Consider the following 24,362-nt stretch of genomic DNA (forward strand, 5'->3'; position numbering starts at 1 on the left):
TTTGACATAAGTTTGAAAAAACGACAGTGATTGATGGGTTTTTGCACACCTAGCGGTAGTGGAGGAATAGATATGGCAACGTCAGGGTTTGATATCAAAGGCACGGATTTAGACGCATTTTGGATGCCGTTTACTGCTAATCGACAGTATAAGTCTGCCCCGCGGCTTTTAGTCGAAGCGGATGGGATGTATTACAAGGACATCAATGGTAACGAGGTACTTGATGGTACCGCAGGCCTCTGGTGTTGCAATGCGGGCCACAGCCGCAAGAAAGTGTCTGAAGCCGTGTCACATCAAATTTCTAGGATGGACTTCGCGCCCACTTTTCAAATGGGGCACCCCTTGCCCTTTGAATTAGCAAGCCGTTTATCAAAAATGACCCCAGCCCCTCTCAACCGTGTCTTCTTTACCAACTCTGGCTCAGAGTCAGTCGATACTGCGCTTAAAATTGCACTTGCCTACCATCGAGCAAACGGACAGCCGACCCGAACCCGATTTATCGGGCGCGAGATGGGCTATCACGGTGTGGGCTTTGGTGGGATATCTGTCGGCGGTATTGGAAACAACCGTAAGACGTTTAGTGGTCAACTACTTGCAGGCGTAGACCACCTTCCCCACACGCTCGATCTGGATCGTAATGCGTTCAGCCGAGGCTTACCTGAGCATGGTGTTGAGCGAGCCGAAGCTCTGGAACACTTGGTGACATTGCATGGTGCAGAAAATATTGCAGCTGTGATTGTTGAGCCACTATCAGGCTCGGCGGGCGTTATTCTTCCGCCAAAAGGTACTTAGAAAAACTTCGTCAAATTACCGAGAAGCACGGTATTTTGCTGATTTTCGATGAAGTAATTACGGGTTTTGGCCGAATTGGCGGCGCATTCGCGGCGTCACAATGGAATGTCATTCCTGACATGATGACGACAGCGAAAGGCTTAACCAACGGCAGCATTCCGATGGGTGCCGTCATGGTGAGTGATTCCATCTATGAGACGTGTATGCACGGACCAGATGGCATGATTGAACTTTTTCATGGTTATACCTATTCAGGCCACCCCGTTGCAGCCGCAGCAGCGCTTGCCGCGCTCGATATCTATGAAGATGAAAATCTCTTTGATGCTGTTGAGCAAATAGGACAGGAGTTTGAGCAGGCGGTACATACGCTCGCTGATTGCCCTAACGTGATAGATATCAGAAACGTGGGGCTGGTGGCAGGTGTTCAACTCGCGCCAAGCGATAAAGGCGTTGGCAAGCGAGGCTTCGAGGTGTTTAACCGCTGTTTCCATAACGGCACCTTGGTTCGGGCGACGGGTGATATTATTGCACTTTCTCCGCCGCTCATTCTGGAGTCAAAACACATCGACCGAATAGTGTCGACGCTTGCTGATGCAATTACAGCATCTGCTTGATTTCGATTTATTCCCCCAGTTTTGAGAAGAGAGAAAAGGATGACACAGGTTAATCATTATATTGCTGGTCAACCCACCGCAGACAGCGAACGTCAGCAGGCACTTTATAACCCAGCGACCGGGGAAAAGAATGGTCGCGTTTCTTTGGCTTCCGCATCAGAAACAGAGCAGGCCATTGCCTCGGCAAAAGCGGCTTATCCGCTATGGTCTGAAATGTCGGCATTGAAGCGGGCGAGAATACTGTTCAAGTTTAAGGCGTTGCTAGAGGAGCATACAGACGAAATTGCCGCATTGATTACCCATGAGCATGGAAAAGTGTTGGACGACGCAAAAGGTGAAATTACCCGTGGTTTGGAAGTGGTGGAGTTCGCCTGTGGCATACCTCATCTTCTCAAAGGAGAAATGACAGAGCAGATCGGTACAGGAATTGATGCCTGGTCATTGAATCAGTCTTTAGGTGTGGTCGCTGGTATTTCGCCGTTTAACTTCCCAGTCATGGTCCCCATGTGGATGTTCCCAATTGCGATTGCATGTGGGAATACCTTCGTGATGAAACCGTCGGAGAAAGATCCCTCTTCAACCATGCGTATTGCAGAGCTGTTGACCGAAGCCGGCCTGCCGGATGGGGTATTTAACGTCGTCAATGGCGATAAAGAAGCTGTCGATACCTTGCTGACCCATCCTGATGTGCAGGCCGTGAGTTTTGTAGCTCGACGCCAATCGCTGAATACATCTACAAAACGGCATCAGAGCATGGCAAGCGGGTACAGGCATTAGGCGGAGCCAAAAATCATATGGTCGTCATGCCAGATGCCGATCTTGATCAGACGGTTTCCTCACTCATGGGAGCCGCTTATGGTTCTGCGGGTGAGCGTTGTATGGCGATTTCCGTTGCGGTTGCAGTAGGTAATGTTGCGGATGCGCTCATCGCTAAACTGGAACCCGAAGTAAAAGCGCTTCGTGTAGGTAATGGCGTTATTCCCGGCATGGAAATGGGGCCCTTAGTTACCAAAGAGCATTTAGAGAAAGTTCAAGGGTATGTGCAAAGCGGGATTGATGCAGGGGCAAAACTGATTGTTGATGGTCGTGATGTTTCACCTGAGGGTGGGGATGGGTATTTCCTCGGTGGTTGCTTATTTGATCATGTAACACCTGAGATGACTATTTACCGCGATGAAATCTTTGGCCCTGTACTGAGTGTTGTTCGCGTACCTGATTATGCCTCGGCAGTTAAGCTGATAAATGAACATGAGTTTGGCAATGGCACAGCAATCTTTACTCAAAATGGCGATGCGGCGCGCCAGTTTTGTCATGAAATTCAGGTCGGCATGGTCGGTGTAAATGTTCCCATTCCAGTCCCTATGGCTTTTCATAGTTTTGGTGGTTGGAAGCGATCTTTGTTTGGTCCACTCCATGTTCACGGCCCAGATGGTGTTCGTTTTTACACGCGAAGAAAAGCGATCACGGCCCGTTGGCCAAGTGGTATTCGTTGTAATCCAGACTTTGTGATGCCTACAACCAGTTAATCTTTATTTCTTACACAGCATGAGGTAGTCGGTGTATTAATAACTGGATATTACAACAAGAGAAATCAGGGGGAGACTGCCGGCTCGCTGGTATAGGGCTTGCCAGCAGTCAGGGGGATTGAGCGACTATCGCTATATCGATTCAATAATATCGTAATGCGAATCGATATGTTACACATTTCACTTAACCCGTGTCGCAATTTGTCGGGTGAAGTACTAGAGAATCGAGGATTTTGGAAAGGTCTTACTTTTTGGTCGTGCTGCGGATACCATCATCGATCAGTTATGCAGCGGCGACATCCAATTCCATTAACTCTGGCCTTTTCAAACCGTAGCCTTGCAGTAAATCAAAGCCAAGAGAAATAGCATGGTCGATTTGGTGCGTATACTCCAGCTTTTCAGCCACAAGCTTAAATTGCCTGTCATCTGGCAGTACTTTAATCAGTTGACTGATGGTCGTGGTTGACAGCGCGCTATAGTCAATCTTCACAATGTCAGCGAGATACAGAATGTCTAACCAGTTACGTGTCGGTTGGAAGTCATCAAATGCGATGGTGTAACCGTGTCGCCGAAGCTTTTTCAATGCGCTAATCAGCGAGCCATCGATCTGGCAAGATTCCAATACCTCAATGATTAATTTTGAATTAGGGTAAGCGAACGGCGTGTTATCCAAAATCTTGTTGTGCGTGAAATTTACAAAGCATGGAAGACCATTTGAAATGAATTGCGTGTTGCTTGATTGACCGTCGAATGTGAGCTTGAGGACGGAATCCGTGGCCTTGTCTCCGTCTATGTTAGGGAAGTGATTATTTTTACCGTGACGGTAGAGTAACTCATAGCCGTAAAGATTTTTGTTTCTATCAAATATCGCCTGACGAGCAATACCAGCATCCATGCTTAACGTTCTCTGCGTGTTGCACCAGTGAGGTCGTTGTTAACGCGAGACCACAAAGGCACTTTGTATTTTTCGGCAGGTGTTATTTTCCAAAACGACGTTGTTGTAATTCTATGCTGTCTGCTTTGTATACCAAAACCGATCCCTGCTCGTACCAATCTCCTAGCACGATGCGTTGCGCAGGCTTTTTATCGACAATCAGCTGATGGATATTAGGTCTATGTGTATGGCCATGGATAAGTAAATCCACGTTTTCTTCTGCCATAACGTTCATCACTGTTTTCTGCTCAACATCCATGATCATTTCGGACTTTTCAGCATTGTGACTTTTGCTTCCTGCCCGGAGTCGTTCACCAATCTTTCGCCTTATACGCAACGGTAATCTAAGGTAGAGCCACTGTATGACAGAATTGTGAACCTTTTGACGGTATTGTTGATAAGCGAGATCTTGCGTGCAAAGCGTGTCGCCATGCATGAGAAGTACAGGTTTTCCATAGAGGTCAACCACATAATGCTCAGGAAGTAGTTTCACACCTGTTTCTCTAACAAATCGCTTTCCAATAAGAAAATCGCGATTGCCATGAATGAAATAAACAGGAACGCCTTTTTCGGTCAGCGTTTTAAGCCCTTTTTTCACGTCTTCATGGAGCGGTGTTATATCGTCATCCCCAATCCATGATTCAAATAAGTCACCAAGAATATAGAGAGCATCTGCATAGAGAGCTTCTTCTTTAAGAAACGTCAGGAAACACTGGGTTATCTCGGGATGTTCAGTGCTTAAATGAAGATCTGAAATAAAAAGGGTGGTCATAAGATAAAAGAAAGCGGGCTTACGCCCACTTTTCGTTGTTTTCCTTTTTTTATTCTACAGTCACGCTGTTGATCAGTACTTCTTCTACCGGAACGTCCTGATGCATGTAACCGTAGTTACCGGTGGCAACACCTTTGATTTTGTTGACCACTTCCATACCTTCAACCACTTCACCGAATACACAGTAGCCCCATCCGTCTGGAGTCTCTGATTTGAAGTCCAGGAACAGGTTGTCATTGACGTTGATGAAGAACTGCGAGCTCGCTGAGTGCGGGTCCATAGTACGTGCCATGGCAATGGTGCCAGTTTTGTTGCTTAGACCATTGTTGGCTTCGTTTTTGATCGGCGCGCGGCTTTCTTTTTCTTCCATGCCCGATAACATGCCGCCACCCTGAACCATGAAACCATCGATTACGCGGTGGAAAATTGTACCGTCATAAAAACCATCGCGGCAGTACTGCAAAAAGTTTTCCGCAGATACAGGCGCTTTCTCAGTATTCAGTTCAATTTTCACGTCACCAAAAGTGGTATGCAGGATTACCATGTTAAATTCCTATCGTTAATGCTTAGGCTTTAAAGGCGTGATTCTATCCCAAAGAGGGTAAGTTTCAAACCTCATCGCTGCTCGGTTTATCCTCTTGGTGCCTGAGATGTGCAGCAATCTTGCCTTTGAGTAATAAAGCGCTTGTTCAGTTACAATTTCTCTGTCAGCCGTCTTTGGTTACCTGTCAAAACAAACTGCTTGAGCAAAATCCGCTATCATGTACGATTAGCCTTCATTAATGACAACTAACAACGAGTAACGCCGAAACCATGTTGAAGATTTACAACTCTCTGACCAAACAAAAAGAAGAATTTAAGCCCATCGAGCCGGGTAAAGTCGGCATGTATGTATGCGGGGTTACTATCTACGATTTGTGTCATATCGGTCATGGTCGTACTTTTGTATCTTTTGACGTGGTTTCCCGCTATCTGCGTTATCTTGGCTATGACTTAACGTTTGTTCGAAATATCACTGATATTGACGATAAAATTATCAAACGTGCCGCTGAAAATGAGGAAACGTGCGACTCGCTGACTGAACGCCTTATCGGCGAGATGTACGCAGACTTTGATGCGCTGAATATCAAACGTCCCGATGTCGAACCTCGTGCAACACAGCATATTGCAGACATCATCGCTTGGTAGAGCGCCTTATTGAGCGCGGTTACGCTTACGTGGCATCAAATGGCGATGTACTTTTCGAAGTCGCCAAGTATGAAGAATACGGCAAGCTGTCGCGTCAGGATCTTGATCAGCTTCAGGCTGGCGCGCGCGTTGACGTTGAAGAAGCGAAGAAAAGCCCGCTTGATTTCGTACTTTGGAAAATGTCTAAACCGGGTGAGCCGACGTGGGAGTCCCCATGGGGACCGGGTCGTCCAGGTTGGCACATCGAATGTTCTGCAATGAACTCTGCGATTCTTGGCGATCATTTTGACATTCACGGCGGTGGCTCGGATTTGACCTTCCCGCACCATGAAAACGAAATTGCACAATCTTGCTGCGCACACGATACCCAGTACGTAAATACGTGGATGCACAGCGGTATGGTAATGGTTGATCGTGAGAAGATGTCAAAGTCACTGGGTAACTTTTTCACTATTCGTGATGTGCTAGGTCACTATGATGCGGAAACGGTACGTTATTTCCTGATGTCTGGTCACTACCGCAGTCAATTGAACTACAGCGAAGAGAATTTGAAACAGGCTCGCGCTGCAGTTGAACGACTTTATACGGCGCTGCGAGGCCTTGATGTTAATGTGCAGGTAGAGGGGGGCGAAGAGTTTGTTACCCGCTTTGATGCAGCTATGAATGATGATTTCAACACACCTGAGGCCTATTCAGTGCTATTCGATATGGCGCGTGAAATAAACCGTTTGAAATCAGAAGATCAAGAGACAGCCGCTAAACTTGCTGCGCGTATGCGCCAGTTAGCCGACGTTCTAGGACTGCTGGGCCAAGATCCAGAGGCTTTCCTTAAGGGTGGCGCCGCTGGCGGTGATGACGATGAAGTGGCGAAGATTGAAGGCTTCATCAAAGCACGAAATGATGCTCGCGCAAGTAAAGACTGGGCAGCAGCTGATGCGGCACGTGACGCGCTTACTGAAATGGGTATCGTTCTGGAAGATGGCCCACAGGGAACGACGTGGCGTCGAAAGTAATTATACTTTTGAACGAGTAGTTCTTACTTTAATAAAAGCCTCGCACAAAGTGGGGTTTTTTATGCTTTATTTGTCAGTGAGTTTTTTCTATTTATATGGATAGAAATAAACCTTATTCAATTATTTATTTTTTATTAACGTTTCAATTGTTTTCGATTACATTCGTAAAATATAAATATGATGAAATAATTAATTTTAACATTTCCCTAATAAAGTACTGTGTATGAGCTCATCATAGAAAGTTACTTTATTAAAAGTCAGAGAGTAGCTTTTACCTATCTCAGATATCACCAGCTCTGTATCAAGGTGATAAAGATACTTTACGCAACTTTTTCAAGGGAAAGGAATGTTGAAGAAATCAATTTTAATATTATTGGCTGTTCTCTCACCAATAGCGCTTGCTAACAATAGTAAGGATGATTTTAGCCGGAGTATTCAGTTAAAGAATGGGAGTAGTGCTGCTTCAGTGTATGGCAATACGGCTGTCGTTGGAAATCATCTATATGGCAAAGAAAATGGGTATTGGAAGTATAAAAAAGTATTACCCGTTGGAGTAACTAGGCTGGCTCTCAAAAAAATGTCTCAGTGCATCAGCACTATATCGCTTTGGCCCAAGCTTCTTCAAAGGTGGCCATCTTTAAGAGAAACTATTCCTCTTGGCCATATAGGTGGGAACTTTCGCAAGAAATCGTGAAACCTTTAAGTGGAGCGAATCGCTGGGGTGAGACCGTTTACATTGATAACGATATACTTGCTTTTTCTGTATCTTCTCAGCGTGTTGATATCTATACACCATCAAAAGGAAAGTGGCAGTTTGACTACTCATTGACGTTGCCAGAGGGCTCTGAAGGCGAGTTAGGGGCTGATATTAGGCGTGCAGGTGACGAACTTTTTGTCAGTAACTATAACGGAGATAAAGTATTCGTTTACTCAATTTTAGAGGGTTATGAACTTATCCAAGAAATTCTTAGTCCAAATGAAATTGGCACTCAGTCAGGCTTCGGCTGGGCGTTTGATGCAGATGAAGATACGCTGGCTATTTCCGCTTATTCTGCTGGGAATGTTCAAACCTACCATAAGAATCAACAGGGAACTTGGATTGAAGATAATCTTATTGAGTCACCTAGAGTCGCCGGATATTTTGGTCACGACTTAGAATTGAGTGACGGCCAGTTATATGTGGGTGATGATGAAAACAAAAGCATATATCACTATGTAAAGGGTGATAATGGCTGGTCTCTTGTTGATATAAAAAGAAGTCATGATTCAGATTTTGGTTATGCGTTTGATGTCGACCAAGGTGCCATGTTTGTTGCAAGTGCAGATAAGGCAACGCTGTTCACAAATAATGTTTATGAAGTGGAGGTTACTGGGCGTGTCGTGGATCACTTGGGGACACCACTGTTAGCAACAAATATATCAGGGCATTTGTATGATACTCAGACTGATGAAGATGGCTTATTTAGTGTCAAAGTACCTGTTGGTTGGTCTGGGGAGTTAGTTGCAACGAAAGAAGGGTTTCCAGATCCCGATAAAAAAAGTCTTCAGTGGATCTCTAGAGATACCGATATTGCAGACTTTACGCTGATATATCCAAAAGATGAACTCACATATGATCTATTTGTTGAGAATGCTGACTGCGACTTAAGCACGTTACGCTTTGACAATGTACACATTGAAGATCTTGGTGATTTTGGTTACTTGCTAACATTACCGTATGGTTGGTCAGGTGAAATAAAGCCAATTGCAGACGATTGCGAGTTCTTCCCTGAATCTGAGTATGTCGAATATGCCTCTAGTAAAGGAAGAATATTCTACTTTTCTTCCTTTTCCACGATAGGTTATTAGATAAATAATTTCCCCCTTGGTTACTGAGGGGGACTTTGCACGAATATACTCCAGTCTGAGTTTGAAGAACTCACCTATCAGTCCTACCAACTATACTTTCACATTCAGAAATATAATTGCAGTTAACATTTGGATATATCAATACGAATGAAGCTTGCTGGAACCGATCTCCGATTACTCAAAGTTTTCGATGCTGTGGTGCGTCATCATGGGTTTGCTGCTGCGCAGGCTGAGTTGAATGTCAGCCAGTCAACCATCAGCAATCATATCAGTGTACTGGAAGAGAGACTTGGAGCCACCCTATGCCAACGCGGTCGGGGCGGATTTAGCCTGACCGAAAAAGGAAAAATTGTTTTTGCTGCAACCGAGCGGTTGTTCGGTGCCATGGCAGAGTTCGATGTGGACGTGACAGCGATAAAAGGTAAGCTGGTGGGGGAGTTGAAAATTGGCGTCGTTGACTGTCTGGTGAGTGACCCGGAAAACACACTTTCTGCTGCGATCTCGCGCTTTAAAACACGCCCTAATGATGTGTTGATGACAGTGAAACAACTGTCGCCGCAGGAGTTGCAGGAGCATGTTTTAGCCGGAGAGTTTGATATTGGTATCGGCAGTTTCCCGCATAAAATCGATGGGCTGAGTTACGAGCCGCTTTACCAAGAACAACATGGCCTTTTCTGCGGTAGCACGCACCCTCTCTTTGACTTGTCAGATGAGTCAGTGAGCCTTGATGAGCTCCAACATCAGGAGTTTGTTGGCCGGCATTATTGGCGTGACTCGCTACATCACTCTTTTGGTTTTAATCGCATCACCGCATCGGTTTACCAAATTGAGCCACAACTGATGTTGATTCTGAGTGGTAAATACATCGGATTTTTACCGTTGCACTATGCGTCGAGTTGGGTCGATGCTGGGCACTTACGTCAGCTATTTGGTCGTCGAATCGGATACAGCTGTTCTTTCGACTTAATCATCAAAAAAGGGTTTCAAAAAACCTCGCTTGTTGAGACATTTCTTGAAGATATGAGGGCGAGTCAGCAATCTTGATTTGCTTATCATTTTTGTAGATACAGCTCAAAGGCTTCCCGCACATTAAACCCCCAGCTTCTTTCATCTCTCCGAAGTACGCTTTCTACGAGCGTATATGTTGACGTCCGTTGTACTTACATTGAAATGACTGAAACCGAAGTTAAGAAAACCACTATTTTTATCGTGATGATGAATTGCTAGATTTTTGGTATCGAAAAAATGTGTCGCGGGAAGCCGGATGAAAAGACCATCGGATCAAACACTGAATCAACCATTAGGTGGTAATCAAATGCCACGCTTTGGCGGTATTGCCTCGATGATGAGGCTACCTGTTCATGAAGACGCCAAGGGGCTAGACGCCTGTTTTGTCGGTGTTCCGTTGGATATTGGAACGTCTAATCGATCGGGAGCCCGTTTTGCGCCTCGCTCTATTCGCGCTGAGTCTTGTTTACTTCGCCCATATAATATGGCGACGGGCGCTGCACCGTTTGATTCTTTACAGGTAGCCGATATCGGAGACGTGGCGATTAACACCTTCGATCTGAAAAAGAGCATCGATATCATCGAAAGTGCCTACAACGATATCCTTTCTCATGGCTGTATTCCACTGACTCTTGGTGGTGACCATACGGTGACATACCCGATTCTTAAAGCGATAAAGGCAAAGTATGGGCCCGTTGCCTTGGTACATATTGATGCTCACGCAGACATTAATGACGATATGTTTGGCGAGCGAATTGCACACGGTACTCCCTTCAGAAGAGCGCATGAGGAGGGCTTGCTAGATAGCAGTGCGGTTTTCCAGATTGGACTCAGAGGCACGGGGTATTCACCCGATGACTTTAACTGGTCGCGCAGCCAAGGCTGGACCATTGTTCAGGCTGAAGAATGCTGGGGCCAGTCACTGAAGCCATTGATGCGTGAAATCAGAAAGCAGATTGGCAATCGGCCAATCTATTTATCGTTTGATATTGATGGCCTTGATCCTGCGTTTGCACCTGGAACAGGAACACCTGAAATCGGCGGCTTGACCATTTGGCAGGGCTTGGAAATTATTCGCGGGTGCAGTGGACTAAATCTGGTGGGAGGCGATGTCGTCGAGGTGTCTCCACCTTACGATAGCAGCGGAAATACGTCATTAGTGGCAGCAAATCTGCTCTATGAAATGCTCTGTGTCTTACCGGGCGTGCAGAGTAAGTGAACATCTCTTAATAACAAAAAAGCCGTGTTAAACACGGCCTAGACATCTTAATTCCAACGAATCACGTTTAACGCATTGATAATGCTTTGTTCAGACTCCGCAAGCCACTGATAACGCTTTTCATACAGACGGCGTTTGTTCTTTTTAAGCGTTGATGGGTCTTTTCTTTCTGGCACTATCTCCAGTGAATAGGCGAATTTGTTGATCAGTTCACCGCCAAATTCGTCCCACAGTGCATCATGGTCGAAACCGACTTTGTTTCGTTTGGAGCCCATATAGCGAAGTGCCTGATAGATGTGACCTTTATTACTGATGGCCTGAACGGACTGGCAGCCAAGCTCTCTCGCGACCATTAGCGCTACTTCGACCATCAGAGACTTTGTTCTCAGTCCATGTAGTGAGCGTGTCAGTGTTTTGATCACTTCAGAGCGGTTATCGACGTGGTTTGTTGGCCCTTGCAGTGCTCCAATATATAAGGTTTTGTTTGTTTCGCCACCAATAGAAAAAGCAATGGAGTAAACGAGTTGATGTTGACTGTCTAGCAGTGCCAGCATCAGATCACCTTCACGTGACTGACTGGTTTGGTATCTCAATACGACGCGGTAGCTGTTTTCTTCACGATCAAGAAAGTTGAGGATCTCATACCCTTGTTCGGTGTAGAACTTTTCCAGATTTTCACCGAATGTTTGTTCCAACATTTTGTAGTGTTGGCTAATGATTTCTGCGCGTTGTCCCGGCTTGATGTTCAGGCCAAGATATGGCTTCAACGGCTTTTCGTAAAAGTGTCGATTGTCTTTGAGGATTGATTGAAGCATTGGGCTCGAAAAGGTCTCGAGCGTCTTCTTGATAGTCACCGGGTTTTTCATACCCCACAAGCAGAAACGTCCACGATAACGGATTTTTCTGATCCCTTTGGCATCTGGGTAAATCGATTTTGATAGTGCCTCAGGCTTAGGTCAGTGGTAGTAATGTTGGCCTGTTGTGTATTCATCAATCAATCTCTCTTTCACTAAATCAGCAAGCGCCCCAAGCGGGGAAAAGGCGAAGCCAGTAGAAGTGGCTTTTAAAACGTTGTTTTTTTGGGCGGGTCTATTATGACTAACTCAAAACATAAAGCAATAAAATAATGTTCATTACATTTATTTGTGATTTGAATTAAATGTAGATCTGAGCAAGAGTAAAAAGCAGTTAAGTCAGTTGCTTAGCTGCTTTTTAAATTCGGCTGGCAAGAATGGTTTACGACTTTTTAGGCGATTCGGCTGTCGGGATCGGGTAATTCGCTGCCGCAAAACTTACAGTACAAAGCATCTGACTCATGGCCAGTTTCTGAGCAGTTCGGGCATTTGACCAAACGTCGGTGCAGGTTAATCTCTTGTCCCATTTGTGCCGTGATGATTCCTGTCGGCACCGCGATAATGCAATAACCCATCAACATGGTGAAAGATGCCAGCCCTTTTCCTAAATCTGTTTGAGGCACCAAATCACCGTAGCAACGGTTGTCATGGTGACAATTGCCCAATAGATACTGTAGGGAATACTGGTGAAGCCATGGTCGGGGCCTTCAATGGCAAACATCAACGAGCCAAACACGGTGACCAGCACCAGCACTGTCATAAAAAAGACCAATATTTTTCGCGCTGACCCTCTTAGGGCGCTAAGGAGAAAGTTGGACTCCTGAAGAAAACGCACCAACTTGAGAATCCGGAATATACGAAGCACCCGGAGAAGGCGAATCGCCATCAGGTAACTGGCTGCCGGGAATAAGAGCACCAAAAAAGTGGGGAGGATGGCCACTAAATCAATCACGCCATAAAAGCTTTTAGCGTAGGCCAGCCTGTGAGGTGAACAATATAGCCTTAGCAGATATTCAATGGAAAAAAACGCCGTGAAAGACCACTCTAACGTAACAAGCAATGTGCCGTATTGCTGCTGGTAATCACTGACAGAATCCAACATCAGTACGACGATAGAGCCAAAAATGACAAAAATGAGTGTGATGTCGAATGCTTTGCCTGCTGCTGTGTGTGTACCGAAGATGGTGGTATACAGATATTTTTGAATTGGTGTTTGCTTGTTTTCCATGTGGCGACGTAACTAAGAATTGAATAGCGGGAAGTTTAGCAGCTGTGCTCGCCATGAATTGAGACGGGCAGTAAAAAACAGTGAAATCTGCCGTAATTCAGGCTGTAGGTGCCTATCAAACTGATTTCCAAACGAACCCTAGCGAGTCAACAGGTTGGCCTTGGTTGTCAGTGACCATTCAATGAGATTGTTCTTATCCAATGGAAACGGTCACAGGTTAACTTGCTGCTTCGAGAATACGCCCGGTGAAACTGTCATTGGCCACGATATATTCTGCGCCATCAATCATGTCATAGTTGACGGCAGGGTCATGTTTCAGTCTCCGGTTTGAATGGCTTCGGAGAGTCGGTAATACCCCTGCTACGCGAATATTCACGGGTGCTAGTTCTTTAGCCCAGCTTTGTGTCAAACCGCGTATGATGGCGTTGCAGCTGTCGAGGGAGTTTTCGTAATCTTCCTTAGAGATGTTGTCAGGTATGTTTACAATCACGCCCTGACGTCCTTCATTGAGCATACTGAAAGCCGCCCCCCGCCCAAATAAATAGAGGTTTGACGCAACATCGGAAATGGAATCGGCCTCTGTTTCACTGGTTGCCAATAAGCTCGGGATTTGCCCTGTTTGCCAGTAGTTGATTAAGACATCAACTGCGCCCATTTCGCTACTCACATGTTGAAAGAAAGCTGAAATACTGTCTGTGCTCTTGTCTGCTAATACGAAGGAAAGGCAGATCCCCCCGGCATTTTGGCAGGCTTCATAAGTTGCCTGTAATTCCTGACAATTGGTATCAACAAGTGCAACACGTGCATGTAATGAACAAAAATGTTCGGCCATTGCCCTTCCTGTTGGGCTCCCTGCGGCAGTGATCACAATTACTGATTTTGCTATATCCATCTTTCTGACCTTTTAAGTTGATCTTTCTGGACTTATTCAGGGTTTATACACACTAGCCAACAAGTTAACCCCAACTTTTCAACTGGTGGATATCAATTTTGGTACATGTTTCGCATTTTTGTTGTGAATCCGCTCATAAAAGTGGTGTGTAAACTGTGTGCAAATTGTTAATTAAATATTCGAGTGATATCTCTTGTGGGGGGAAGTGTTACTAACTTCTTGATATGTAAATGAGAGTGAAATTAAATATTTTATTTATCAATTACTTATGCGCACTGACTGAATTCACTAAACCGCCGTGCTTCGTTGAGCTGCTTGTAGAGGTTTACCGGATCAAGGCCGATATCTGTGGTTTTCTGGCTTGATAGGCGTCTTCTCTGGTGTCCAGAGAGATTATGATAAACATCTTCACCTAAATCGTGTGTTCCCTCGGCAGGAAAGTGCAAAGCAGGAGGGGAAACATAACCTGAAAGTTTAGCGCTAGTAATGCCTGCATGGTGAAATGCATGAGATTGGCGTTCAGCACGCTGATAATCTTCTTCTTTTGCCGAGAGGCGTTCTGGTTCAGAAAGTTGGAATAAAGTACGAAGTTCATCATCTGTCTTTACTTCTATACATACCTTTTCTACGGGGACGGTTTCTGTTGCATCCCCCGACAGCAATGCCAGCATGAGGGCGAAGTCGGATCGACGCCCTTGCGATACAGCATGGTTTAAATTATCACCAAGCTGGATATCACTTATTAATGCTGCTTTGTCGAGAGTATGTAACTGCATAAAACTCAGCGATGAAAAGGTTATGAGTACTTATCGGCGCTGGTGGCAGTCTCTTTAGAGAAAATCACCATATTTCAATTGATTGCTGATCAAATAGTCAATTGAATCGATTTGTGTGATTTTTGTCGCGAATAGAGAAGAAGCACGCTGAACAGGAATGAACTCCACACTTCGTTGTTTTCTATCATCAACCATACATTTCACCCTCTGTTTACTTAGGGTCAAAAACGAGCCACATCAATCACTGCGTTTTAGACTATTTTGGTAAGAGAAATATAAACATAAAGAAGCGACAACTTTTGGTGTCTGGAAGACAGTTTTCATTCATTCTCTAGGGACAGTTGATGGCACAGAATATTTCGTTTGATGATTTGGTGAATGTCAGCCAGTTATCGTTCTTTCGTTGGTTGATTGCGAGTGCAATTGTTTGCTTGGTCGCGCCACTAGTATCGCCCTTTGGCTGGCTATTTATCTTTTCTGAAGATTCAGACCTCACCGCACTGGCACTTGTTTTGTCTTACAGCTTGTTTGTTGGCCTACCATTTACCTTTGCTTGGGTTGTTCTCTTTTCGTTTGTTATCCGGTTTTGGTGCCCGCAATTTTCACGGCGTCATTCTGTACGTTGGATGATAAGTGGCTCAATCCTTGGGTTCATTATCTTAGCGATACCGATAGCAATTGATGCTGGGGCAACGCTAGGTTCTCTGTCCATCATTTATCTGTTGGTGAGTGGCGTGATATGCGGGGCATTTGCTGGGTGGTTATTCTTGAAAGTACTTCTTTTTGGACGCCGATAACGCATGATTAACCCGACCTTTCGCCGGGTATTTCTCTCTATTTAAAGTGCGTTAATGGCATCTTCCATTCTCTGCAATGCTAACATCAACTGCTTCTTTGTACAGCCGAAGTTGAGCCGGACAAAGTTGCGATCACCGAACTCAATACCGGGAGACAGGCCAACCCCTGCTTTTTCAAAAAATAAGCAAGGATTTTTCACTGGGAGGTCTTTACAGTCAATCCAGGCTAAATAGGTTGCCTCGATATGCTGAAGTGCGAGGCCCGGGATACGGTCAATAGTTTGTTGCACTAAATCTCGGTTAAGGGCGAGGTACACTAATTGCTCATCGAGCCATGCCTGTCCGTATTGATAACTGGCCTGCGCCGCAGTGTAAGCCAGCAAACTGACATGAGGTACGATCCCCATTTTTTCCCGTCTGAAAGCGGTTCTTAGGCTCTCATTTGGAATGATGGCAAACGATGCACCGAGGCCCGCAATATTGAAGGTTTTACTGGGGGCCATTAACGTGACTGTGCGCTGCTCTGCATCTCTACTCAGACTTGCCAGTGGAATATGTTTGAGTGCTTTGTCCAAAATCAGGTCGCAATGAATCTCGTCTGAACAAATAACCAAATCGTTTTGTTGGGCAAACAGTAAGACTTCTTCCAACTCTTCCTTTCTGTAAACCGTGCCGCCCGGATTGAGGGGGTTACAAAATTGGAGTAAACCTGTATTTGCGGGGAGATCCGCCTTCGCTGCATCGAGATCGACTAACCATCTTCCATGCTCAAGTTTTGTCGGTACTTTGTATGTCGGTTTACCCGCAAGTTTTGCCGAGGAAGCGAAAGGCGGGTAGATAGGAGTCGGGATCATGATGGTGTCGTCTGCGTCACACAGCGCTCGGGCGGCGATGTTAAGGCCACACACCAGACCGGGCAGATAAACAATCCAATCAGGCTCTACGTTCCACTGGTAGAGTTCAGCCATGCGATTGACGATAGTATCAGTCAATGCCTTAGGTGGATGCGTGTAGCCAAATACACCATGGTCAACTCGCTGATGCAGAGCCTCAATGACAGGTTCAGGTATCCGAAAGTCGGTATCTGCTACCCACATTGGTAGAACATCTTTGCCTTCGTATTTGTCCCACTTTGTGCTGCCTGTGTTTGTTCTGTCTATTTTCGTATCAAACAGATTTATGTTCTTTTCTTGCCGTGCATCCTTGCTCATTAAAGAACCTGACTTTGGTGAATATCACTTTCAGAGTAATGAATATTTACTGCGTTGTGTAGTGGAGATGACTGTGGCTTTTGACTGTTTTACATTTTCAGAATTAGGTCGGGAAGATACAACTCAGTTAAAAAGTTTGCTCTTGGAAAAGCAAAGCCTCACAGACTTGTTTGCAGTGAGGCTTTACTGATTTGTAGATTACAAAGATAAAACCGTTTTGATTTTATCTATTTCTATTTTCCACAATGTTTGCCGTTGTACTTTTTGGTGCTTTTGTTTGCGGTTAGTATCTGCTTCCAAAAGCGCCTCAAGTTCAAACAGCCTTTCCAGTAAATCATCATGTCCGTCAGCGATCGGACATTCTTTTTTCTCAGCGGATAGCGGTGCTTCATATGTCGTTGGATGTCGCACGGAGACCTCGGTCAGTTCTGCATACACTTTTTCAATGTCATGCCACTCTTCGAGTTTACCGTCTTTCACCAACCAGAAGCGGTTGCAACTGGCTTCAATCAAATCACGATCGTGACTGACCAGAATAAGCCCGCCTGCAAATTCACGGATACTGTCTGCCAGCTCTTCTTTACCCTCTAAATCCAAGTGGTTTGTGGTTCATCGAGCATTAGCATGTGGTAATCCGCTAAGGTTAAGCCGACAAAAAGCAGCCTTGACCGTTCGCCACCACTCAAGCCTTCAATGGTTTGCTGATGTCTGGCGTAGGGAAAACCTGCTTTGATCAGCGCCATTTTAAGGGCTTCAGTAGGTAATGGGGCGAACTGACTGAGTGCTTCCATCATGGTTTGCCCATCATCTAACTGCTGTAATGTTTGATCGTAATAGCCGACCTTACTTTTCGGATGAAGGCGGATTGCTTCCTCTATCAGACGCAAACTTCCATTGCCCTGTAGCGCTGCAAATCGCTGCCACAACATTCTGAGCAGAGAAGATTTACCTGTTCCATTCTGGCCAAGAATAGCAACCTTGTCACCGCTTTTGAGTTGAAGCTCCGGCGTAAGGTACAAGGCATCAGCATCATCAGCAGGACGAACATCAACATTGTTTATCTCCAATAGCCTGTTTGCAGGTAACGCTGTACCTTTCAGTTTCAACTGCCAAGGCGTGCCTTCAGACAACTCGGTCTGGTTGGCTTTTAACGTTTCGACACGTTTTTCCATTGTTTTGGCTTTACGTGATAGGTCCTCGTTATCGTAAGTGTGGCCCCATACAGCAAGGCGCTTAGCACTTTTTGCAACGCGGTCTATCTCTTTCTGCTCTTCCTTGAAACTCGCTTCATCAGCCTCGTCCATGGCGGCCAGCTCAGTACGAGCGGCCGAGCAGGGTAGCGCAAAGCTGTACAATGTCCGGTCGCGCATGATCCAGGTTGAATCGGTCACAGCATCCAATAACTTCTGATCATGAGAAACCAGCAAAAATCCCCCTTTGAATGCCTTTAAAAAGCTTTCAAGCCAAAACAGGGTAGGGAGATCCATGTGGTTGCTGGGTTCATCCAGTAACAACAGATCAGGGTTATTGATCAACGCTCTGGCAAGCAATAATCGCGTGTGTTCACCGCCACTCAGTGTGCCTGCCGTCAAACTCATGTCTGCCTGATTAAAGCCCATTTCATTCAACAGAACGTCAACACGCCAGATATCAGTTTGTTTTTCTTCATCAGAAAGACGTTCTGATACAGCCTCATGCATTGTTAAAGCCGAAAGTGTCGGCGGCAAGTGTTGCTCTACATGTTCTATATGGCAATGTTTCGCTAAGCTGATTTCACCTTCTTCAGCCGTGATTTTACTGGTCAATAGTTTTAACAGGGTACTTTTGCCACAACCATTATGGCCAACCAGTCCAATGCGGTTGCCTCTGGAAACCGTAAAGGTGATATCGTCCATCAGTGGGCCAGAAGTTGTGTGGTAAGAAACCTGTTTTGCAGATAATAGTGTGCTCATAGCATGTACTCGAATTGTCGGTGCAAAAGCACCAGAAGTCAGAATTGCTGACGACAACCCGCACTGCTTGAGGGAAGGTTATTTACTTTGTTGACTGCTTCGCTCAAGCCAGGTTATCGCAGCATGAAAGCGCGAGTGCTTGAGTGGCGAGCATTACCAAAGAAGTGTATATGCTTTTTTACACATACATTCATGACCAGTTCCTCCCTTATTGTTAGTGAATCGATGTTGGTGACACTAAAAAAAGGTGCTGGAATAGGCAAGAAATTGGACAGAGTTTTTCGGGCACGGTATCAGTTTTTGCAACGTTGTGAAGGAAAGGCTCGCTGTTTGAGAGTAAATACCTGTAACGAGGAGTGAAAAGTGTCACTAGCAGTTTTGCTCTTAAAACGTTCTGAGTACTATCTAATTTTTTGCTTTGCAGTAAAAAATGGCAGTCAAATATGTCTAATTTGAAATGCAATACCTGTCTCAAAATTTAACATCAATATTCTTATTTAAGAACTAATCTTTGAAAAGTCTGTCCGCTATCGTTATTTTCCTGCGTTGAGCCATTTCAACTTTTATTGTGGAAAATAAAATGAAAAAGAATATTTTGTCAGTTGTAGCATCAACGTCATTAATTGCCTTGTCTGGTTGTGCGAGTGTGATGACACACGAAGAGCAAACAGTAAATGTTAAATCTTCAACTAATCAACCTGTTGAAGTATCAATTGAAGGACAGAAAGTCACGACTCCAGGTACAGTTGTCCTGCTGAGAGACGGTAAAGACAAAGTTGTTAGAACAGCTGACGGCTCATGTGAGAAAGAAACAGCCGTTGATAAAACAATCACGCCTGTATTCTTTGGAAACATTATTCTTGGTGGTTTCCCTGGTTCCACAACAGATGCTGTAACAGGCAAAATGTGGGATTACGAAGACGACGTTGTAGTAACTTGTAAGTAAGCCCCACTTTAAACAATGAAAAAATTCTATGTGAGCCGCTTAATTGCGGCTTTTTTAATTTTTATTTCCCATTCAAGTTTTTCTGCGGATGAAAGTGACCTGATTCGTGTATCAGATTCACGAATTTGGCAGACACTAATACACAGTTGGAATGGAAACCCTCAAATACCCTCCAAACAGTTCCTGCTTTCTTATCAAGAGTTTTCGCCTCTTAGCGAACTCAAAAAAACGTTAAATTTGATTTATGAAGAGCCCAAAAAAGCATATTGTCGATTTCCTGCACGAACAACGTTCTTGAAACGTGCGTTGAAACTTGTTGTCGAAGACTTTTCGCCTTCTGATTGCGACGAGAGATTCTCAAAATACATTGACCATGTTCCTTTTGACCGTCTGGAGTTAGTGTTTGCCTCTGAAGTTTTCTCTTCTTCATCCAGTATGATGGGGCATATATTTTTGAAAACGAGCGGGAAAAACTACCGAAATGTACCAGTCAGCCATTCACTTGCGTATTTCACTGAAATAACGACGCTTAACCCAATTACATTGATTGCAGAAAGCCTTGTTACGGGTATGCCTGGCTTCTTTACCGTTCGCCCGTTCGAGAAAGACCGCCATCAGTATGTCGATATCGAAGAGAGGAATTTATGGCAATTTACACTTAGTGCAGAGGCTGAGAGTATTGAATTAATCAGACTTCACCTTTGGGAGCTTAAGGATACTGATCTGGTTTATTATTTTCAGTCATTCAACTGCGCAACATTGACGCTTGAACTACTTGCTTTAATTAAGCCTGATGTGCTTGATGAGCGACGATTATTTGTGAGTCCCCTTGATGTAGTAAAGGCAGCTAGAGATACGGGGCTGATTAATACGACGAATGTAATAGCCGCAGATAAATGGCTTCGATATGTTCTGGATGATCAACTTTCGTCAACGGAGAAACAGCAAGTTGATGATGCTATCGCGGATAGAGGAATCGTTGCGTCACTGTCACCATTACAAAAGCAGTATTTTTCTCTGATAGATGAAAGAGCAGAGGTAGTGCTGCAGGGAAATTTTGTTTTTGACCTCAGTAAATATAAGCATCCAGCCAAAACGCCACAAGATTCCGTTTTTTCCGTAGGTTTGTCGAGTAGTGATGGGCAGGTTGCACTAATAAGCCGTTTTCTTGCCGCAGGACACAGTCTATCTTCTGACAATCGCCAATATTTACATGAGTCGGAGCTCGTCATGGGGAATATTGTCGTTGAAACCAGCTTTGAGGATGCTGAAACCAAACTAAGAGAGTTTGCGTTGTACAGTGTCAGAACGTTACCGCCATCTACCCAAATAGACCCATCATGGTCTGGTGAGCTCTATTTAGGGTATCGACCAAGCTTTGATTCTAGCTTGAGCTCACGCTCTCAAGGTGAATTATCATTCGGTTTTGGCAAAACATTATCTTTCCATAAAGATCTACGAATATTTTCCCTAGTTGGTGGTGGCTTGGGGTCTGACTTCAACGATACAAATCTGTTTGGTTCAATAAAGGTGGGTGTTATCGCTGATCTCATATTAGACAGTAAGTTTGTCTCAGAGCTTGAGTGGGCCTCACATAAGCTTGCTGACTCGCCCGGTTACATTTCAAGTCAATCGAGTATCAGTTGGTTCCCTGCACAAGACAATGCTGTCGCGATTCACTACTCAGTGACAAAAAATGAGTTAATGAGTAAGAATGAAATCGGCCTTACGTACTCATTGCACTTTTAATGACTGATGTTTCAAGCCTATTTAGAAGACGCCAAATGGCGTCTTTCATAAGTTTTGATAACTCACTGGAAGTTAATCAGGATTTTGTGCCACCAAAATAGCGCGTTTCGGTGCAGGATAGCCCTCAATGGTTTTGGTTGGGTCTTGCTGATCAAGGTATTCTGGCAGAGAGTTGTGTTGCATCCAGTCTGTTGAGCGTTGTTCATCTGTGGTGGTCACACACTCATCGACGATGCTCACATCGACAAAGCCGACCTTCTCTAACCAAACTTTCAGCGCTTTAGCTGAAGGGAAGAAGTAGACATTGCGCATTTGTGCATATCTGTCGGTTGGTACCAGCACCGCATTTTCATCGCCATCGATAACCAGTGTTTCAAGCACCAGTTCACCGCCTTTCACCAGCTGATTTTTGAGTTGAATAAGGTGGTCAAGCGGGGAGCGACGATGGTAGAGCACACCCATGCTGAAAACAGTGTCGAAGGCTTTTAACTCAGGTAACTTTTCAATACCCAGAGGCAACAGGTGCGCACGTTGGTCATTGCCCATCAAGCTGCGAATTGCTTCAAACTGCACAAGGAATAACTCAGATGGATCGATACCGACCGTCAACGCTGCGTCTTCACCAAGCATGCGCCACATGTGGTAGCCGTTACCGCAGCCCACATCGAGTACATAGCGACCTTTAAGCGGCGAAATATGTGGGAGGACACGATCCCATTTCCAGTCTGAGCGCCACTCGGTGTCGATATTGATGCCATGAACCGTATACGGTCCTTTGCGCCACGGGTGAAAACTGCGTAGCAAGTTTTCCAGTTTGGCTTTGTGGCCATCGGTGAGTTCGTTTGCACAGCCTATGGTCACGCTATCTTTCAATTCAATAGATGATGGCGGTTCTGTTGGTATTTTCTTGAGCACTCTCAGCCATTTTGGCATATCGCCATGCGGCAATTCTTGCCATTCAGCGAGTTGTGCAGGTAAGACATTCAGCCAGTCTTGAAGTCTGTTTTTGGCAATGAGTTGGTAAAAATCAGAAAAATCGAACATGAATAATCTTTGGTCTATCAGCCATCGTTATGAATGAGAACAGAGTCAGCTATCAGCATTGTCTCTGAGTTATTTGATTGCAAACATTGAACCGAAATTGAAGCACTGGAACCACACCGCTACGCTACTGAAGCCAATCGAGCCAAGACGCTCTTTGTGGCGCTCAATGCTGTCTGGTCGCATCACATTTTCCAGTGCACTGCGCTTTTGACTGATTTCCAGCTCGCTGTAGCCATTGGCGCGTTTGAAATCATGGTGCAAATCAATGAGCAGCTCATTAGCCGTATCATCGGCAAAGCTGTATTTCTCAGATAAAATCAAAATACCGCCCGGTTTCAGGCCACCATATATGCGCTCAAGCAGGGTCTGACGATCATCTGGAGACAGAAACTGCAGAGTGAAATTCAAGACAACGACGGAGGCATTTTTAATCGCTACTTCGCGAATATCAGCTTCAAGAACATCGACGTCTGTGTCTGAGCGGTAAGCACTGACGTGAAGCTTGCAACGTTCCACCATTGCTGATGAGTTATCTACCGCGACGATACGACAATTTTGGGCTTTAATGTGTCTACGCATTGATAAGGTCGCGGCGCCGAGAGAGCAGCCTAAATCATAGACATGACTGTTTTCTGAGGCGTAGCGTTCTGCCAGCATACCGATGGCAGAAATGATGTTGCTGTAACCCGGTACAGAGCGTTGGATCATATCGGGGAATACTTCGGCGACGTTCTCGTCGAAGGTAAAGTCTCCGAGTTTTTCGATAGGCGCTGCAAAAATATTGTCGCGATTGGCCATGTAGGTTGCCTCAATAAAGCATGTCTGAGTGTCTGCTGACAAACGGAGTAAACAGAGCAAGGAGGTTTCTCCATTCACCTCCGAAAAGCGGCGCATTATAGTGAATTTTACACCGTATGTCTGTAGTGACTGAAAACTTGGCAATGCCTCACAAAATTACGTTTAACCCTCAACAGGTTAGCTGTTTGGTCATTTAGTGATTCATTCTATATCGTGGTATAACGTAGTTAGTGACTAAATCGTAAAAAGTGAAAAGGATATTAACAATCGTGTCAGGCAGTTTATCGGCAACGAAACCAAGTGGTTTAACCCGCAAACAACAAGCTCTTCTCGACCGTGAGCAGGAGCTCATTGCGATCGCTTTCGAGGTAGTTAAGCGCGAGGGCTTTACTGGCCTTACTATGGATAAGGTTGCTGCGGCAAGTTCATATTCCAAAGGTACGGTATATAATCACTTCACCAGTAAAGAAGACCTGATCGCTGCATTAGCGACGAAAGCGTTATCTCAAGAAATTGCGATGTTCAAAAGGGCGTCTGCATTTAAGGGTAACAACCGTGAAAAGCTTCTTGCCGTCCACGTGGCTTATGCACTTTTCTGTTGTTTAGAACCTGCGCTTTCCAATTGTGTATTAAGTTGCCGAACACCGGCCGTCACAGAGAAAAGCTCAGAGAAACGTTTAGCCGCGATGAATAGCCTAGAGGCAGAGCTGTTGTCACTTGGCGACCAGATCATGGAGTTGGGCGCTGCTCGTGGTGAAGTCGATATGTCAGGCAGCATTCCGGCAACGTCGATTGTGTTTGCAAACTGGGCAATGGGTTTTGGTGCCAATGCGTTGTTTAACAGTGCGTCCGAGTCTGGTGCCGTTGTTCGTGTTCAAGAGACATGTGAGAACCCCATTCTAGACTGTATAAACCTTTTGTTGGATGGTGTGGGCTGGAAACCCTTATCCACTGAGTTCAATTATCAAGAAACGTGGCAACGAGTTCTGGATGAAATCTTTCCTGAAGAGGCCGCGTTTATCCGTCAGTCGAAAAGTCTATAAATCCTTATCATTTATGAAGACATAGGCGGCAATCTTGTTGTCGCCCGAATCGCAATCCATCCCATAGCATCCAGTTTTATATCCTCCTTAGCCCGCTTATCATCTATTTACTCCGATTCTCCACATTGAGAAAGTCCATTTTTATGTATGAATATTTA

Annotated in this window: 20 protein-coding genes and 5 pseudogenes; 12 read left to right on the forward strand and 13 right to left on the reverse strand. The window is 45.0% G+C overall.

Features of this window, described 5'->3' with window-relative positions:
- The first annotated feature begins 186 nt into the window (after positions 1-186).
- Positions 187-1,406: pseudogene (locus CS022_RS00965) on the forward strand (aminotransferase class III-fold pyridoxal phosphate-dependent enzyme).
- A 39-nt stretch (positions 1,407-1,445) separates the two neighbouring features.
- Positions 1,446-2,932: pseudogene (locus CS022_RS00970) on the forward strand (CoA-acylating methylmalonate-semialdehyde dehydrogenase).
- Positions 2,933-3,215: 283 nt separating this feature from the next.
- Here the strand turns inward: CS022_RS00970 and CS022_RS00975 are convergent.
- The 3 genes from CS022_RS00975 to CS022_RS00985 form a co-directional block, all read right to left on the reverse strand.
- Positions 3,216-3,827: an EAL and HDOD domain-containing protein gene (locus tag CS022_RS00975; protein ID WP_129120716.1), complete on the reverse strand. Its 612-nt coding sequence runs from the start codon at positions 3,825-3,827 to the stop codon at positions 3,216-3,218.
- Between the two features lie 82 nt (positions 3,828-3,909).
- A complete protein-coding gene (lpxH, locus tag CS022_RS00980; RefSeq protein ID WP_129120717.1) occupies positions 3,910-4,638 on the reverse strand; it encodes a UDP-2,3-diacylglucosamine diphosphatase in 729 nt (242 codons plus the stop codon).
- Positions 4,639-4,687: 49 nt separating this feature from the next.
- Positions 4,688-5,182: a peptidylprolyl isomerase gene (locus CS022_RS00985; protein ID WP_129120718.1), complete on the reverse strand. Its 495-nt coding sequence runs from the start codon at positions 5,180-5,182 to the stop codon at positions 4,688-4,690.
- Positions 5,183-5,451: 269 nt separating this feature from the next.
- On the opposite strand from CS022_RS00985, the pseudogene cysS reads away from it, so the two are divergent.
- The 5 genes and pseudogenes from cysS to speB all read left to right on the forward strand — a co-directional run bounded on the left by cysS (position 5,452) and on the right by speB (position 10,914).
- Positions 5,452-6,839: pseudogene (gene cysS / locus CS022_RS00990) on the forward strand (cysteine--tRNA ligase).
- A 346-nt stretch (positions 6,840-7,185) separates the two neighbouring features.
- Positions 7,186-7,533 (forward strand): hypothetical protein, encoded by a 348-nt coding sequence (locus CS022_RS25725; RefSeq protein ID WP_235869174.1) that lies wholly within the window; start codon positions 7,186-7,188, stop codon positions 7,531-7,533.
- Positions 7,530-8,687 (forward strand): carboxypeptidase regulatory-like domain-containing protein, encoded by a 1,158-nt coding sequence (locus tag CS022_RS00995; protein WP_235869175.1) that lies wholly within the window; start codon positions 7,530-7,532, stop codon positions 8,685-8,687. Before CS022_RS25725 ends, CS022_RS00995 begins: the two co-directional genes overlap by 4 nt.
- Positions 8,688-8,834: 147 nt before the next feature.
- On the forward strand, positions 8,835-9,731 hold the full coding sequence (locus CS022_RS01000; RefSeq protein ID WP_129120719.1) for a LysR family transcriptional regulator: 897 nt from the start codon (positions 8,835-8,837) through the stop codon (positions 9,729-9,731).
- A 220-nt stretch (positions 9,732-9,951) separates the two neighbouring features.
- On the forward strand, positions 9,952-10,914 hold the full coding sequence (gene speB, locus CS022_RS01005; protein ID WP_129120720.1) for an agmatinase: 963 nt from the start codon (positions 9,952-9,954) through the stop codon (positions 10,912-10,914).
- Positions 10,915-10,961: 47 nt separating this feature from the next.
- On the opposite strand, the gene CS022_RS01010 is transcribed toward speB, so the two are convergent.
- The 5 genes and pseudogenes from CS022_RS01010 to CS022_RS24755 form a co-directional block, all read right to left on the reverse strand.
- Entirely contained in the window at positions 10,962-11,843 is an 882-nt protein-coding gene (locus tag CS022_RS01010; protein ID WP_328590302.1) for a VirK/YbjX family protein, read from the reverse strand.
- Positions 11,844-12,160: 317 nt separating this feature from the next.
- Positions 12,161-12,996: pseudogene (locus tag CS022_RS01015) on the reverse strand (ion transporter).
- A gap of 217 nt (positions 12,997-13,213) precedes the next feature.
- A complete protein-coding gene (locus CS022_RS01020; RefSeq protein WP_129120722.1) occupies positions 13,214-13,888 on the reverse strand; it encodes an SDR family oxidoreductase in 675 nt (224 codons plus the stop codon).
- A gap of 266 nt (positions 13,889-14,154) precedes the next feature.
- Complete coding sequence (locus CS022_RS01025; RefSeq protein ID WP_129120723.1) at positions 14,155-14,664, reverse strand: VC2046/SO_2500 family protein; 510 nt, start codon at positions 14,662-14,664, stop codon at positions 14,155-14,157.
- A 54-nt stretch (positions 14,665-14,718) separates the two neighbouring features.
- Positions 14,719-14,859, reverse strand: coding sequence for a hypothetical protein (locus CS022_RS24755; RefSeq protein WP_161569516.1), 141 nt, complete (start codon positions 14,857-14,859; stop codon positions 14,719-14,721).
- Positions 14,860-15,008: 149 nt separating this feature from the next.
- On the opposite strand from CS022_RS24755, the gene CS022_RS01030 reads away from it, so the two are divergent.
- Positions 15,009-15,461: a hypothetical protein gene (locus tag CS022_RS01030; protein ID WP_129120724.1), complete on the forward strand. Its 453-nt coding sequence runs from the start codon at positions 15,009-15,011 to the stop codon at positions 15,459-15,461.
- A 41-nt stretch (positions 15,462-15,502) separates the two neighbouring features.
- On the opposite strand, the gene CS022_RS01035 is transcribed toward CS022_RS01030, so the two are convergent.
- From CS022_RS01035 to CS022_RS01040, 3 genes are all read right to left on the reverse strand, one after another.
- On the reverse strand, positions 15,503-16,672 hold the full coding sequence (locus tag CS022_RS01035; RefSeq protein ID WP_129120725.1) for a MalY/PatB family protein: 1,170 nt from the start codon (positions 16,670-16,672) through the stop codon (positions 15,503-15,505).
- Positions 16,673-16,870: 198 nt separating this feature from the next.
- Positions 16,871-17,269, reverse strand: a complete 399-nt coding sequence (locus tag CS022_RS27595; protein ID WP_328590296.1) for a hypothetical protein — start codon at positions 17,267-17,269, stop codon at positions 16,871-16,873.
- Complete coding sequence (locus CS022_RS01040) at positions 17,260-18,624, reverse strand: ABC-F family ATP-binding cassette domain-containing protein (RefSeq protein ID WP_328590297.1); 1,365 nt, start codon at positions 18,622-18,624, stop codon at positions 17,260-17,262. The genes CS022_RS27595 and CS022_RS01040 overlap by 10 nt, the downstream gene beginning before the upstream one ends.
- Before the next feature lie 580 nt (positions 18,625-19,204).
- On the opposite strand from CS022_RS01040, the gene CS022_RS01045 reads away from it, so the two are divergent.
- From CS022_RS01045 to CS022_RS01050, 3 genes and pseudogenes are all read left to right on the forward strand, one after another.
- Positions 19,205-19,570: a YceK/YidQ family lipoprotein gene (locus CS022_RS01045; RefSeq protein ID WP_129120726.1), complete on the forward strand. Its 366-nt coding sequence runs from the start codon at positions 19,205-19,207 to the stop codon at positions 19,568-19,570.
- Positions 19,571-19,585: 15 nt separating this feature from the next.
- Positions 19,586-19,861: pseudogene (locus CS022_RS28385) on the forward strand (DUF7843 domain-containing protein); the annotation flags it as partial.
- Between the two features lie 3 nt (positions 19,862-19,864).
- The gene (locus CS022_RS01050; RefSeq protein ID WP_161569517.1) at positions 19,865-21,319 is read left to right on the forward strand and encodes a lipoprotein N-acyltransferase Lnb domain-containing protein; all 1,455 of its coding nucleotides are present in this window, start codon (positions 19,865-19,867) and stop codon (positions 21,317-21,319) included.
- A 72-nt stretch (positions 21,320-21,391) separates the two neighbouring features.
- Here CS022_RS01050 and cmoB read toward each other — a convergent pair whose 3' ends face one another.
- On the reverse strand, positions 21,392-22,363 hold the full coding sequence (gene cmoB / locus CS022_RS01055) for a tRNA 5-methoxyuridine(34)/uridine 5-oxyacetic acid(34) synthase CmoB (RefSeq protein ID WP_129120728.1): 972 nt from the start codon (positions 22,361-22,363) through the stop codon (positions 21,392-21,394).
- 69 nt (positions 22,364-22,432) lie between these two features.
- Positions 22,433-23,161, reverse strand: coding sequence for a carboxy-S-adenosyl-L-methionine synthase CmoA (gene cmoA, locus CS022_RS01060; protein ID WP_129120855.1), 729 nt, complete (start codon positions 23,159-23,161; stop codon positions 22,433-22,435).
- A gap of 269 nt (positions 23,162-23,430) precedes the next feature.
- Here cmoA and CS022_RS01065 point away from each other — a divergent pair, with 269 nt between their 5' ends.
- Entirely contained in the window at positions 23,431-24,204 is a 774-nt protein-coding gene (locus tag CS022_RS01065; protein WP_235869176.1) for a TetR/AcrR family transcriptional regulator, read from the forward strand.
- Positions 24,205-24,362: the final 158 nt, after the last annotated feature.

It is taken from the genome of Veronia nyctiphanis, from assembly GCF_004116385.1.
GTDB classification, from domain to species: Bacteria; Pseudomonadota; Gammaproteobacteria; order Enterobacterales; family Vibrionaceae; genus Veronia; species Veronia nyctiphanis.